At 42.0% G+C, this 13,975-nt stretch carries 11 protein-coding genes; 8 read left to right on the top strand and 3 right to left on the bottom strand.

Going from position 1 to position 13,975, the window contains the following annotated elements:
• Positions 1-61: 61 nt before the first annotated feature.
• Complete coding sequence (locus tag EXM22_RS08890; protein WP_149486175.1) at positions 62-622, top strand: 4Fe-4S binding protein; 561 nt, start codon at positions 62-64, stop codon at positions 620-622.
• Positions 623-893: 271 nt separating this feature from the next.
• Here the strand turns inward: EXM22_RS08890 and EXM22_RS08885 are convergent, their stop codons facing one another.
• Complete coding sequence (locus tag EXM22_RS08885; protein ID WP_168203425.1) at positions 894-3,083, bottom strand: diguanylate cyclase; 2,190 nt, start codon at positions 3,081-3,083, stop codon at positions 894-896.
• Entirely contained in the window at positions 3,040-4,077 is a 1,038-nt protein-coding gene (locus EXM22_RS08880) for a GGDEF domain-containing protein (RefSeq protein ID WP_149486173.1), read from the bottom strand. The genes EXM22_RS08885 and EXM22_RS08880 overlap by 44 nt, the downstream gene beginning before the upstream one ends.
• Positions 4,078-4,267: 190 nt before the next feature.
• On the opposite strand from EXM22_RS08880, the gene EXM22_RS08875 reads away from it, so the two are divergent.
• From EXM22_RS08875 to EXM22_RS08850, 6 genes are all read left to right on the top strand, one after another.
• Entirely contained in the window at positions 4,268-5,317 is a 1,050-nt protein-coding gene (locus EXM22_RS08875) for a hypothetical protein (RefSeq protein ID WP_149486172.1), read from the top strand.
• Positions 5,318-5,426: 109 nt separating this feature from the next.
• Complete coding sequence (locus tag EXM22_RS08870) at positions 5,427-6,878, top strand: RecQ family ATP-dependent DNA helicase (protein ID WP_210411573.1); 1,452 nt, start codon at positions 5,427-5,429, stop codon at positions 6,876-6,878.
• A gap of 88 nt (positions 6,879-6,966) precedes the next feature.
• Entirely contained in the window at positions 6,967-8,370 is a 1,404-nt protein-coding gene (locus EXM22_RS08865) for a dihydrolipoyl dehydrogenase family protein (RefSeq protein WP_149486171.1), read from the top strand.
• A complete protein-coding gene (locus tag EXM22_RS08860; RefSeq protein WP_149486170.1) occupies positions 8,363-8,827 on the top strand; it encodes a MarR family winged helix-turn-helix transcriptional regulator in 465 nt (154 codons plus the stop codon). The genes EXM22_RS08865 and EXM22_RS08860 overlap by 8 nt, the downstream gene beginning before the upstream one ends.
• Entirely contained in the window at positions 8,824-9,288 is a 465-nt protein-coding gene (locus EXM22_RS08855) for a DUF1499 domain-containing protein (protein WP_149486169.1), read from the top strand. Before EXM22_RS08860 ends, EXM22_RS08855 begins: the two co-directional genes overlap by 4 nt.
• A gap of 37 nt (positions 9,289-9,325) precedes the next feature.
• Positions 9,326-10,189, top strand: coding sequence for a VIT1/CCC1 transporter family protein (locus tag EXM22_RS08850; protein ID WP_149486168.1), 864 nt, complete (start codon positions 9,326-9,328; stop codon positions 10,187-10,189).
• A 1-nt stretch (position 10,190) separates the two neighbouring features.
• Here EXM22_RS08850 and EXM22_RS08845 read toward each other — a convergent pair whose 3' ends face one another.
• On the bottom strand, positions 10,191-13,334 hold the full coding sequence (locus tag EXM22_RS08845) for a GNAT family N-acetyltransferase (protein ID WP_149486167.1): 3,144 nt from the start codon (positions 13,332-13,334) through the stop codon (positions 10,191-10,193).
• Positions 13,335-13,430: 96 nt separating this feature from the next.
• On the opposite strand from EXM22_RS08845, the gene EXM22_RS08840 reads away from it, so the two are divergent.
• A complete protein-coding gene (locus tag EXM22_RS08840) occupies positions 13,431-13,964 on the top strand; it encodes a hypothetical protein (protein ID WP_149486166.1) in 534 nt (177 codons plus the stop codon).
• Positions 13,965-13,975 lie beyond the last annotated feature (11 nt).

Here is a 13,975-nt window from a genome sequence, read left to right as displayed (position 1 = left end):
GACTTGCCAAAAAATATTGATTCATATATATTGAAAAACAAATATATAAAAAGAGGATTCAATGGCCAGGGATAAGTTTCTATTTTCTTCCTTCACTGTGTTCTATTTTTTAGCAGGCTTTGTGAATATTCATTTTGCCGGGTTGGCCCTTCTGTGTATGGGGACTCCTTTTGTTCTGCTTGTGAGGAATAAGAAGAACCTCTGGTGCCGGGGCATTTGTCCCAGGAGAGATTATTTTTCTTTGTTCAAATTTATGAATGTCGGGTTGAAAGTTCCCCGTTGGCTCGTTAGTTTTAAGATGAAAAATATCTTATTTACTTATTTTTGTTTCAATCTGATGCTTATAGGTCTATCTACTGTCTTTGTTAGTCAAGGACAAATGAGCCCCATCGACAGGGTTCGACTCTTTATATTTTTTCAAATTCCATTGGAAATGCCTCAGCTCTTTAGTTTTCAGACAGTCAATCCTGTTTTCCTTCATCTGTCTTACCGTTTCTATTCACTTATGCTATCCTCTGTCATTCTGGGAACAATCCTGGCTGTCCTTTTTAAGCCGGCAACCTGGTGTGTCATTTGTCCTGTGAATACTCTGAGCCAGAGGTATATAGATCATCTGTCTTAAAACCAATGGACGTTGGAGGGATGAATCAAAAAAAAAAGCACAGATGATGTCTCATCTGTGCTTTATATTTCAATAAATGCTACTTTCTATCCATTGGATAGAAGTCCTATTCATACTATAAATCAATTTTCATGTAAGGTGGTTCACCCTCATTTGTCATAATTTTAAAACTCCTTGAATGAAGATTTTGTTCTTATGAACATATTAATAATATAATACCTCTAAACTTATAATTGCAAATTTTATTTGTAATTATTTTTATTTGCGGGTCTCAGGGGGCGGCATTTTCCATCAATTCTTCTATTAGGGTAATCAGGGATTTGACGTACTGAGTTAAATCTGAGACCTCGGAGGCTGGAAATCGGAAGCCAATGGCTCCAGGATGGCCGCCTCCATTTTTGATTTCCTTCTCTTCAAGAATCTTTCTCAAATCCAGATCCTTGTAGGATTTACTGCGTCTGATTCGAAATTGTATAAGGTCGGAATCTTTCTTATCGTCATAATAGACAACCAGGCTCAGCAGTCGACTGGTTTCTGCAAGAGAATCGGCAGTGTACCTCGCCACAGTAACAATGGTTTCGTGGTCGTACTTATCCCTCATTTTTTTTATGGCATCTTCTGTTATGATTACTGACCCAATTTTGGGTGAGATTTCAACCTTCTGTTTCATCATCAGATTAAAACATTCATCTTCCTGTTTGGAGAGCTGCTGTAAACCGTTAAACACTTCGTCCATGGAGGAAAAATTGCTAGAGTTTTTGTGGGTAATTGAACCTAATATCTCACTGAACATGGTACTAAAGAGTTTGTAGAACCACTTTTCCCGTCTTGTTTTCAGGTATTTTCCCATCTTTGAATCGCCAATGATACCAGTCAATACGGCAAGAACAAAGTTTCGCGAAAAGAGTTCCTGAATATTAAAGTCGTTGAAGATGTCTTCCCGGTTGCTCAGTTTAAAGGCTATCATGCCGACAAGTTCACTAGCCGATGAGGCTTCATCCACAAAGCAGTACCCCTTGTCACCACTATAAGCACTGTCGGCTTCTAAATGATGGTCTATTTCAATTTTTAGTATATTGGTATCGCTGTATAGCTCTTCCATACCAGGGAAGAGCTCTCTCATATCAGGTTTGGGAGTATCCATGAGTATGACCGTGGATACGTTGACCTTCAGAGCCTCAGTGTTTGGAAGGATCTGAATGGCATTGTAGCGACAAATATTGAGCAGGTACTGAAAATTCTCATTGATTTTTCCGGGTATCAGCAGATAGACAGGTTTTGCAAATTTGTTGATTAAAAGACCCATGGCTATCATAGATGAAATACAGTCTTCATCCGGGGTTTGATGACCCATTATTAGAAATGAATCTCTTTGGACAATCGCGTCTAAGATATTATTGACGATCTGATTTCTCTCTTTGATTCTGGTAATTTTTGTTTTTGCCAAAACCTTTCTCTCCTTATCATTCCAGAGCCTTACTGTATCCCTACCTGCTTCTTTTGCCCTGTATAGAGCCTTGTCAGCATGTTCCTTTAAGTCCTCGGCGTTCTGCCCATGGTCTGGATAACAGGCAATTCCTATGCTAGCCGTGACTGTTTTAAGGTTTCCTTCTTTCTCTCTGAGGGTTTCTATTGTTCTGAGTTCCTCGTTGAGAGCCTTACAAATTTTCAGTGCTTCTTCTCCCTTTGTTCCCGGGAGTAGAAATGTAAACTCATCCCCGCCGTACCGAGAGAGAATATCTTCTTTTCTGAAAAGTTTCCTAAAGATGGTTATGACTTCCAGAAGGACTTCATCTCCTGTTTCCTGCCCATAAAGATTGTTAAGTGTGCCAAAATGATCAAGATCTATCATAACCAAACAGAGGGGCTGTCCCGATGCACCGGCTTCGTTCAGCCTTTCCTCTATGGCCTCATCCAGAAAGCGTCTGTTATAAAGACCTGTAAAATCATCTGTAATGGCTCTCACACGAGCCTGCTCACCCCAGGTGACCATATCGGAAATAAAGGCTCCTGTATGCTTTAACCGGAGGGTGACCGTATGAAGCATCCGATGCATGATGGAGATTCCTGCCTTCGGATTGGTTTTGATGAAATCATAAAAATCTGTAGATTTCAGGCTGAGAACCCGTGTATCACTCTTTGGTGTGCAGGTGGCTGATCTTTCGGAGCTATCGAATATGGACATTTCACCCAGAAAGTTCCCTTCCTTGATTTCCGCTATTTCTATGGGATCTCCACTGGGTGTATTGACCAAAATCGACACCGAACCGGCGAGTACAATGTACATGACTTCTCCCTTATCTCCTTCATTAAACAGAGGCTGCCCCTCTAGGAAGGTCTCCTCGTTCATATGGGAGTAAAGGTTTTGAAGATCCTTTGGAGAAAGTTTCGAGAGAATCTTAATGGATTGCAACAGTTTAATCGTCGCCTGGTGGGAATGAAAGGCAGAGGTTTCTTTCATTGGCATTCCTGATTGTCTTCGGGGAATAATATGAGATTCCCCCCCGTCTACGCCCTAATAGAGGCAGTTCATGGGTGGTGAATACAAGGGCTTCGGGTTCAATTTCATGTTCTGGATAAAGTGATATACCAACGCTGGCGGTCAGAGTGAACTCTTTCCCGCCCGTAGCATCTTTCACATCAAGACGATTGAAAAAAAATCGAATTTCCAAAGCCACTTTATAGGCTTCTTCCCTGTTGTACCCGACGCAGAGAACCGCCATGGCATTGCCTTTGAAACGAACTGTCCTGCTGTCATCCCCAATGAAATCGCGCAGCCCTCTGGCCATGACCTTTATGGCCGAATCACCCGCTTCATGGCCGAAATTATCATTTAATTCCTTGAAATTATCAGGTTTTACAATGATGAGAGCAAAGCCTTTTCGGTCACCGATGAGTTTTCTTATCCTTTCCATTAAATATGTGTGGTTATTAATTCCCGTTAGTTTGTCTCTATAGACCTGCTTTTTCAGCTCCTGCATGAGAGGTGAGTTCTCTTTGATCAGCGAGTTGGCTCCCCGGATTCTTACGGCAATATTGACGAGGATCTTATGAAGTATCCGTGCGGATATTTCGGGATGCTCCTTTAGAAGATCAGAAAATTGAGTCCCTGCTTTGGGAAAGACAAGTAGCCGGGTGTCTCTTGAAGCATAAGCGGAAGCCTCTCTTTTTGTTTCTGTAAACATATCCAGTTCACCAAAGCAGTTTCCTTCAATGAATCTGGCAAAATCAATAACAGGTCCGTATTCGTCCTGTTTTTGTATGACAACTTCTCCGGATTCAACAATATAGAGGGCGTTTCCTGATTCACCTGTCAAAAAAACCGGCTCTCCATCCCTGTAATTCCTGTATTCGCTGTTTTTGGCAATGATTCTCAATTCATGGGTTAAAAGTGAGGTGAAAATACCAGACTGCTTTAGTAGAACTGGTTTTGTAAAGGCTAACTTCTTGGCCATTTATGTCCCATTCATGCTTTCTAAACTAAGCGTTTGTACCATTATAATTCTTTTGACCGTAAAAATAAAGAAGGTTGTAATGTATTCCTGTCTTTTAAGGGGCCTTTCAGGGGGCAGGCTATGGAGAAAGCATTTGCTATATAGAGAATAATTGTTCTCTATTAAGGAATTTTAGTGTACAATTCCATTCATGAATAACCAACAAAACAAATCACATGCTTCTAGAAACGCCCTTATTATCATCGGTATTATCATATTTCTTGTTGTAGGGCTGCCGCTTCTCTTTGTCTGGCTTCTTTTGCCCTCGTCATCCCAGATGAAACGGCTGGATGCGTCATTTCATCAACAGTATGAAAGTTCATTAAGTCCCATTCCTCCGGATGATTATATTCTTTTAGAAGAATCTGATCTTGAAGTCCTCATGAACAAGGGGGTCTCCGCCTTTATGGAGGAGGCACAAGACATTCACTTTGCAGGCATTGATCTCGTTGTTGATGAAGACCACTTGAGCCTGCTTTTTGCTGTGACTTCTGTTCTGCCGTGGAATAAGAAAAAAGACGAACTCAAACTGACTCCTTTTGCGGGAGAAGTCTTTTTTGAAGTGATAAATACAGAGCCCTCACTCTTAAGTGTTCAATTAAAGAAAATCAAAATAGGCAAACTGGGAATACCTGTGGCTGCATTGATGAAACTTCAATTCCTGAAGGATTCTCTGACCAACAGCCTCTCCTTTCTACCGGGAACATCGCGGGTTGATCTTAAGAATGCCACTGCTCTGATCAATTTGAATGATGTCGCCGATGAATGGATTCCCGGGGCTCTTTGGAGCGAATTGAGTCTTCATCCCGAAAAAATCAGGTTGCATTTTATACTGCCGGAAGAGGAGCAGAACACTTTAAAAAAACTCTGCACCAATCTGGGCGGGTATATGCCTTCATTTCATGCCAGCTTGCTGCCCGTTCTTCCTGCAGAGTCTGGACCAATCTTGAAATCATGCGAAACTGTCATGCTCCGAATCACCAGTTCCCAATCTGACAGTTTAAATCCCCTCTCGGGTGTATTCTTCATTGCAACAAGCTATATTGATCTCTGGTTGAGCCTGTCAGAAGATGATCAGGAGAAGGTCCTTGAACAGTCTGTCAAATTCATGGAATCAAATCCAGAAGCCATGGAAGGAATCGTTCAGTACATAGAAACATTTGAGGATACTGTTGAATCCGTTGATGGTTCGACTGAATAAAATAAGATTAAAGCCTGTAGGGGCAGTTACCTGTATTGTGACTGATTTGAAAATAAGATATGTTTCTCCGAGTCAAAAAACAATAAGTGCCAACACAGGAATTAAATAAATGTCTTTAAATACTCAGATAAATCCTCTGGAAATTTTGAAAAAAACCTTTAACTATACAGAATTCCAGGGAGATCAGGAAAAGATCATCAATCGGCTGCTTACTGTAAAAGACGGTCATTGTCTTGTCATAATGCCCACTGGGGCTGGGAAATCACTCTGTTATCAGCTTCCCGCCCTCGGTCTTCCTGGAAAGACCCTTGTTATTAGCCCTCTTATCTCCCTTATGAAAGATCAGGTTGATGTTCTCAGGAAGAGGGGAATCCGGGCTTCCTATATCAATTCCACAGTGTCTAAAAGTGATAGAGAGAAACGTCTGGAAGATTTTGTATACGGTGAGTCAAAGCTCTTATATTTGACCCCGGAACGTCTAAAAAACTCTGATTTCATGGACAGGCTGAAAAGAGCGGATATCTCACTTCTTGCGGTGGATGAGGCACACTGTATTTCATCTTGGGGACATGATTTTAGACCCGATTACAGCCGTATCGGAGAGTTTCGGCGAACTTTGGGACAGCCCTTGACTATAGCTCTGACCGCAACGGCTACTGTTCAGGTGCAGCAGGATATCATCCGCTCACTCGATCTAGATGAATCTTCAGTTCAGAAATTTCATCAGGGTATACAGCGTCCCAATCTTCATCTGGAAGCTGAAGAGGTCATGGATGATGAGATGAAGCTGGAGAGGATGATCAGAATCATAGCCAAAAATCCCGGGAGTGGAATCATCTATTTCTCGTTGATTAAGACCCTTGAAATGTTTTCCGCGCTTTTGGATAGAATGGGTATTTCACATCTGGTTTATCATGGGAAACTGGAACAGTCGGAGCGTAAGAAAGTTCAGAATTCCTTTATGGCCGGACCCGAGCTTGTTCTGGCGACAAATGCCTTTGGCATGGGCATTGATAAGAAGGACATTCGTTTTATCATACATGCGGAAATCCCAGGCAGCATAGAATCCTACTACCAGGAGATTGGTCGTGCCGGTAGGGATGGAAAAGACTCTCTGTGTTCCATGCTCTATAATCAGGATGATCTTATGATCCATATGGATTTTATAAAATGGTCAAATCCTGAACCCGCCTTTTATAAAAAATTGTATCAGTTCCTGTTAAAAGATCTTGATAAAGTGAATATCTTCGGCATGGAGTATTTGAGGGAACAGCTTGTCTATAAGAACCGGTATGATTTTCGCCTTGAAACAGCACTGGGAATGTTGGAACGATTTGCTGTCATTTCGGGATCTATTCAGAACAAAAATTTAAAGCTCCATTTAGACCTTCCCAACGTCCTGGTGGATGAACAATGTCATGAAGAGCAGATCAATCATCAGCGTCAGAAGTTGATCGGCATCGTCAACTATTTCAGAACTGATTCCTGCCGGTTCATATTTATAGAAGAATACTTTGGAGTCGTGAGCCAGGGCCGTTGCCGGAACTGTGATAACTGCTGACTCTTGACAATCCGGCTCTGAGGAACCATAATGATCTAATTAGATTGATCGCACAAGATTAAAGGTGGGATCAAAAGGTAGGTCGTTAATGGAACTATATGATATCGTCGTTATTGGAGCGGGGTCTGGTGGGATCACTTCGGCTGTAACAGCCGTAGGATTCGGGAAGAAAGTCCTGCTCATAGATAAGAATAAACCCGGAGGAGAATGCACCTGGTCGGGATGTGTTCCCAGCAAAGCCCTCATTCATGAGGCCGCAAAGATTCACAACGCCAGAAGTTTCATAAAGGATTTTGCCTACGATAGCAAAGAGGCTATGGATCATGTCCACAATGTCAGGGAGACCATCTATTCCCATGAAAATCCCGAAGCCCTGTCTAAATTAGGAATTGAATATCTGCAAGGAGAAGCCAGCTTCAAAGATTCACACACTATCATGGTGGGGGAGAGAGAAATCAGGGGGAAAAAAATAATCATTTCCACAGGTTCATCTCCATTTGTGCCTCCCATTGAAGGGCTGGATTCAGTTCCTTATCTCACAAATGAAAGTATTTTTGAATTGGAAAGACTTCCTGAGAATCTCATCATTCTGGGAGGAGGTCCCATTGGCATAGAATTGGCCCAGGCGGTTTCCCGATTGGGAAGCAAGGTTCATGTTGTGGAGATGATGGAGACTCTGATCTTCCGGGAGGAAGCTGAGTTTTCCAAGGCCATAGCTGAATTGTTGACGGAAGAAGGAGTTTCGTTACATCTGGGAGCCAGGGCCACCAGGGTTACAACCCGGGGAGAGAAGGTTGTTCTTGCCTATGAAAAAGAGGGTCGTGAATCTCTGGTCGAGGCCGACACATTGCTGATTGCTATTGGCAGGAAGGCAAATACCGAAGGGCTTGGACTCGTGAATGCGGGTATTCAATACGGGAAAAAAGGCATACAGATTAACGCTAAGCTACAAACGTCGCAGTCTCATATTTATGCCATCGGCGACGTGGTTGGCCCTTATCAGTTTTCCCATATGGCTAATGTTCAGGGAATACTGGCAACACAGAATGCAATCCTGCCATTGAAGAGGAAAATCAAATACAACAATATTGCCTGGGTCACATTCACATCCCCAGAGATTGCCAGGGCCGGAATGACAGAAGCAGAAGCCAGAGAGTCCAGATCTGATAATATCCGGGTTTATGAGTACGATTTTAATCAGCTTGATAGGGCCATGACCGGTGGAGAAACCAGAGAGAAGATGAAGGTGATTCTAGACCGCAGAGGACGGGTGTTAGGTCTCTCTGTTATGGCCCATCGTGCGGGAGAGATGATTGGAGAAGCACAGCTGCTTCGATCGCAGAATCTAAATTTTTCACGGATGGCTTCGGTCATCCATCCCTATCCTACATACAGTGAGGTTTTCACAAAAATTGGCAAAAGGGTCATGGTGGATAATCTGCTGAATCATCCTCTGGTCAAAATTTTCAGGAAGAAGAATCCAAATGAATGAGAGTGAATTGAGACTGGACAGACAGATCTGTTTCAGGCTTTATAGGGCCTCTAGAAGTATTATAAGACTCTATCAGCCGATTCTTGACACCTTGAATATCACCTATCCCCAGTACATCACTATGCTAGTTTTATGGGAGGATAATGTTATTGATTTTAAAGATCTTGGACGGCGGTTGGATCTTAAGACTGGTACACTCACTCCCATTGTGAAGAATCTGGAACAACTGGGCTATGTCCAGAGAGAACAAAACCGAGAAGACAAGAGAAAAATCTGGGTGAAAATTACAGAAACCGGAAAAGAACTGAAATCCCGGGCTCAGAGTATCCCCGAATCGCTGAATCACTTCATCAATATGGATCAGGAGCAGTATGAGCGATACGCCTTTCTCCTGGATGAGTTGGTCGATCTTCTCAAAAATGCAGAAACAAAACAGAAGGAAAAGGAATTGAGATGAAAATATTTCTTACTATAGCCGCTTTGATAGTTTTACTGCTGCTGTTGATGGCAGTGATTATGGTTGTTAAGAATCGGAGTGTTCCGGCAAATCTGGGAGTCAAGGATGGACAATTGGCTGCTCTTCCAAAGTCTCCCAATGCTGTGTCTACCCAGAGCGCTGACGCCGACCGTAGAGTCTCAGCTTTTCCATTTATTGGAGGAGTGGAAGAAACGAGGGCAGGGATTAAAAGCGTGCTTCACGCCCATGGCGGCATAGAAATTAAAACCGAGTCAAATGACTACATTCATGCCGTCTCTACCACTGAAAAAATGAAATACCATGATGATTTGGAATTCTATTTTGATGAAAAGGAGAAACTTGTTCATTTTCGTTCTGCATCTCGGGTTGGATACTCTGATATGGGCTTGAATAGAGAACGATATAATCATTTAATAGAACTATATCATCAGGAACATTGAAAAAGAGAAGATCATCTGGTGGTATGGGGAGACCTTCATGACTAAAACAACTATTAATAAGCTTTTGAATGAACAGCAGAACGAAATTGATGCTTGTGCTCTGTATAAAAAAGTAGCCGTTCTGATTAAGGATGAGAAGAATAAAAAAACTATGGAGCTCATCGCCAAGGATGAATATAAGCACTATACCAGGCTGAAAGAGTTAACCGGTCGAGACATCAAGGCCCGTTCATTTCGGGTTACTATCCACTTTTGGTTTATCCAGATCTTTGGCCTGACCTTCGGTATCAAGTTGCTTGAGAGTGTTGAGAGCAAGGGAATTAAGAGTTATTCGGAGCTGGATCGTTCATTGAAATACATGGATGAAATTATAGAGGATGAGGAACGTCATGAGACGGAACTCATCGAGATGCTGGATGAAGAACGCCTTAAATATGTTGGTGCAGTTGTTTTAGGTCTCAATGATGCTTTGGTTGAGCTTACTGGTGCCTTGGCCGGTTTTACCATTGCCTTTCAGGATACAAAACTGATTGGTCTTACCGGTCTGATTACCGGTATCAGTGCTTCCTTTTCAATGGCCGCCAGTGAATATCTGGCAACCCGACATGAGGGAGGTGATGATGCCGTTAAATCATCACTCTATACGGGGCTGGCCTATGTTTTTACGGTCATCTTTTTGATACTGCCATTCTCCATTGTCTCTAACCCATTTGTTGCCCTGGGGGTCACCTTGTGCATCGCCGTTTTAATCATATTAGGATTTAACTTCTATATTGCCGTAGCCAAGGGATATAATTTTAAGATCCGGTTTCTTGAGATGGCCGCAATTTCTCTCGGAGTCGCCGGCCTTTCATTTGTCATTGGAGTCCTGATTAAGAAATTCATAGGGGTTGATATTTAATTCATTTCGGAGGGCTCTTCAGCCCTCCCTCTTCCCCAGCTGTTGTCACAAGCTCATCTACGGCTATCAAGAACTTCTCTTCTGCTGTTTTATCAAAATCAAGGAGTTTAACGAGCCTGGACATCAATGGTTTAACAAATTGTTCCATCCTCTGCTTCTTTCTCTCATACTCAGTTTTATGATCCAGGATCATGACTTCCACGGGAGAAGGGTCCGAATATTGCCCGATTCTCTGGAACCCTAATTTGTAATACATTCCAACCTGTTTCTGATCATCCGCAAAGACATCCAGAAAGAGACTCTCTGTTTTTTCAATTCTGGCATAAAGGTAGGCCAGAGTCATGAGGCCCATGGGAATAATACTGCCTCTCTCTTCTTTCAAAACGGCTAGTCTGTCGATTTCGGCGCATCTTTTACCTTCTACCAAATGGTTAATTTCAAAATGATCTTCTATGGGCAGGTGATCTATCATTTGCGTCGTTATACAGGAAACAGTTCCCACAGGCTGTAGTCCCTTATAGGCCAGAATATGGTAGGCTTTCTCATCAATTTCTCTTCTGATCGTTTCTTCTCTGTAGCCCATTTCGCCAACTAGAATCTTACGTTGAATAAAAAAGACATCTTCACGCTCTGAGGGGTCTTTCACATTGACAAAACGAATCTTTGATTTATCACTGGATTCCATGGGAAGAGAAACCAGGATTTCAGTTCCATGTTTGTATTCGCTGTTTATATGAATCCTTCCTCCCATTTCTGTGACGATCTGATGAGTGATGCTCAAGCCCAGTCCGGTTCCTCTACCCGGTTCCTTTGTTGTATAAAAGGGGTCGAAAATATCATCCATATGTTCTTTCTCTATTCCTATACCCGTATCTTTGATGCTGATCATGGCACTGTAGGACGTTTTTTTACTTGTGATGCTGAGGGTCCCACCGGATGGCATGGACTGAACAGCATTGACTATAAGGTTCATAAAAACCTGTTGCAAACCGTTTTGGTTTACTTCAATTTCAGGGAGTTCTTCCATATCCTTCTCAATGATGACCCTGGAAAAGTCCATCCCCCTTTGAGCTAGACGCAGCGCACTGTCTAGGATCATATTGATATCAACTGGCCCAATTTCTCCTTTCTCTTTTCTGGAATAGCTTGTTAAGTCTTTAATCACCGATGCAGCTGTTTCGGAATACTGAATGATATCTGATGTGTATTCATAAAGCTGTGTGTCAGGTTTCAGCAGTTCCTTCATGATTTCGGCAGTTCCTAATATTCCGCCCAGGGGATTGTTTATTTCATGGGCGATGCCCGAGGCTAGAGTTCCTATTCCCGCCAGTTTTTCAGATTGGATGAGCTCCGCCTGCAGCTTTTTCTGCTGGGTTATATCTAAAAAGAACTCGAGGAACAGTTTGTCTTCTCCGGACGGAACAGCAATGGGATAAAAATGCACATCAAAAATCTGATTGTTCTGTTCGCGCCTTTGTTCGACCGCAAAGGGCAGCTGGGTGTGAAGGCAGTCCTGGGCCATACATTTTTCACAGGGCTTTTCTCTTTGAAAGAAAACTCTATAGCATTTCTTTCCCACCAGCTCGTCATAACTGGTCTGGAAGTATTTGGTGGCTGCAAAATTCACCATGACAATGTTGTAATTTATATCCTGAATGGAAATGGGTGTGGTGATTCCATCGAAGAAGGCTTCCAGTTTATTCCGGCTTACTGTGAGTTCTCGGTTCAGGTCCTGCAGTCTGAGCTGTTGATTTTTAAGCCTTTCAAAGGTGATGGCATTCTCCAGGGATACTGAGCAGTGACCGCTTAGGATTTCTAAGGTCTCCAGTTCCATTTGATTGTAGAACCCTCTCTCTTCACTTTCTCCCAGGAGTAAATAGCCGTTGGTTCTCGTATTGAATTTGAGTGGGAGTATGAGGCTGGGGGTGAGGGTTAGGGACTTGTCGAAAATCTTGAAACTCAAGGGAGGATAGATTTTCTGTTCGATCAGACTATGACTTCTCTCTGACATGAGTTCTTCCATGGGAAGCTTTCCTTCAGGTTTGAAAGGTATGCTCTGCTTTAGGGTGATACCCAGGCCTTGCCAGCCGAATATCTGAAAGTTTCTGGAGCTGTAATCCAATACGAGCATGGCCGACCAGTTCAACTGGTAGGAGTCACTGATTTTCTTCGTTGTCAGCTCTCCCAGGGTATTTAAGTCGACGATTGAGTTTAGGCTGTCTGAAAAGCTTTTTAAGTCTTGAAAAGATCTAAACCGATCCCCAAAGTAGAGTTTTTCGATGATGGAGAGAGAGCCTTTTCGAACAGGTTGAAAAATAAGAGCTGCCAATACACCCAGAATGACAGAGATGGATAGAGTCGATTGAATTTTGAAGATTTCCTGTGAAATTGTTAGAATCCACAATACTGTATAGAAAATGGCGCTGCTGGCCATGGCTAAGATGAAATAGAGAATGCCGTTTAAAACATAATATGAGTAATTCATGAGTTTGTAGTTGTAGATGGAATAAAAAATAAGAATGGCATTGACCGTTGTTCCCAGAATATCAATGGGATACTTTCCAATAGGCTCATATAGGTTGACAAGAACACTTACCAGTAGAATGATGACCCCGAAGATGGGATACATCAGTTTGAGTTGGAGGGATTTGCTTTCTGCCTTTCGTATTTCTTTAGTGAGATGAATCAGAGCAAAAATAAGAAATAGATAACTAAGAGAGTAGGCCAGAATGGCTCCGTCTGCCAGTTTGTAATTGAAACTGCTTCCTTCAAACCAAGCCCTCTCAACAATTCTTCCTGTGATATTTAAGTAGAGCAGGATAAGATAGATTGCATACCCCAGATAAAGAGATATATGAATCTTTTTCTTGCCGGATTTTGTCAAATCAAGGAGGGCGTGAAATATGGTGATGGGAACACCCAGCATCCCAATCATCATGATTTTATTCCATACCAAAGGGGTGTATATCCCCGTATTGGCGTGCATCATAAAGGAACTGAAGCTCCATACTGTCATCATCAGCATATAGAGATTGAAGGAGTGCAGGAATTGATCTTTCCTAGCCTGATAAAGACCAAATGCTGTAAAGACTATATAAAGAATACAGCTCATTGCAGGAATCAGGGTGGAGATATTCAATATCATTTTTTTGGGTTCCTTTCATCTATATGCACAATTTGTTGACAGTAATCTTTTCTGTTGTGGACTAATTGAGTGGAATTATATCATTATACGAATATTATGTTATACATTTTATTTTCAACATTGGCATTTCTGTGTCTTCTAATTGCCGATTATTTTCAAATATCACAAAAGCATTTCATTATCCTTCCTTTTTCAATTGCCGGGTATGGAGGCATCTTTGTTGTTATCATGACTATGACAATCCAGTACTGGGTCCCCACACTTTCAGTTTTCTTTCTTGTTGTAAAATGCTTCTTTGTACTTTTCAGCCTGGGGGCTCTTGTTTATGTTCTGTTTATTGAAATTTCTTTCACTCCGCAAATTACAAAGACAAGGGAGAGGCTGGTTGTCAGTACCGGAAGCTATTCTCTTGTGAGACACCCAGCGTTTTATCCCTTTGCCTTAATCTTGATTTCTTTGTCTTTCCTGGCCTGGGGTAAAGAATTTATTTTACTTTCTACCTATCTGATCCTCTTGAATTTTCTGCTGATTTTAATAGAAGATAAATTTCTTTTTCCTAGAATATTTGCCAACTACAATCAGTATAAAAAGAGCGTTCCTTTTCTTGTTCCAGGGAGAACATCCATTTAAAAATAGAAAGG

Origin of the sequence: Oceanispirochaeta crateris (assembly GCF_008329965.1) — a bacterium.
GTDB lineage: Bacteria > Spirochaetota > Spirochaetia > DSM-2461 > DSM-2461 > Oceanispirochaeta > Oceanispirochaeta crateris.
Note: the sequence above shows the minus strand (reverse complement) of the source record. Positions and strands in the feature narration are given on the sequence as shown.

Coding starts and splice junctions, on each gene's coding strand:
- EXM22_RS08890 (WP_149486175.1), top strand. CDS start 62: ATGGCCAGGGATAAGTTTCTATTTTCTTCCTTCACTGTGTTCTATTTT.
- EXM22_RS08885 (WP_168203425.1), bottom strand. CDS start 3,083: ATGAAAGAAACCTCTGCCTTTCATTCCCACCAGGCGACGATTAAACTG.
- EXM22_RS08880 (WP_149486173.1), bottom strand. CDS start 4,077: ATGGCCAAGAAGTTAGCCTTTACAAAACCAGTTCTACTAAAGCAGTCT.
- EXM22_RS08875 (WP_149486172.1), top strand. CDS start 4,268: ATGAATAACCAACAAAACAAATCACATGCTTCTAGAAACGCCCTTATT.
- EXM22_RS08870 (WP_210411573.1), top strand. CDS start 5,427: ATGTCTTTAAATACTCAGATAAATCCTCTGGAAATTTTGAAAAAAACC.
- EXM22_RS08865 (WP_149486171.1), top strand. CDS start 6,967: ATGGAACTATATGATATCGTCGTTATTGGAGCGGGGTCTGGTGGGATC.
- EXM22_RS08860 (WP_149486170.1), top strand. CDS start 8,363: ATGAATGAGAGTGAATTGAGACTGGACAGACAGATCTGTTTCAGGCTT.
- EXM22_RS08855 (WP_149486169.1), top strand. CDS start 8,824: ATGAAAATATTTCTTACTATAGCCGCTTTGATAGTTTTACTGCTGCTG.
- EXM22_RS08850 (WP_149486168.1), top strand. CDS start 9,326: ATGACTAAAACAACTATTAATAAGCTTTTGAATGAACAGCAGAACGAA.
- EXM22_RS08845 (WP_149486167.1), bottom strand. CDS start 13,334: ATGATATTGAATATCTCCACCCTGATTCCTGCAATGAGCTGTATTCTT.
- EXM22_RS08840 (WP_149486166.1), top strand. CDS start 13,431: ATGTTATACATTTTATTTTCAACATTGGCATTTCTGTGTCTTCTAATT.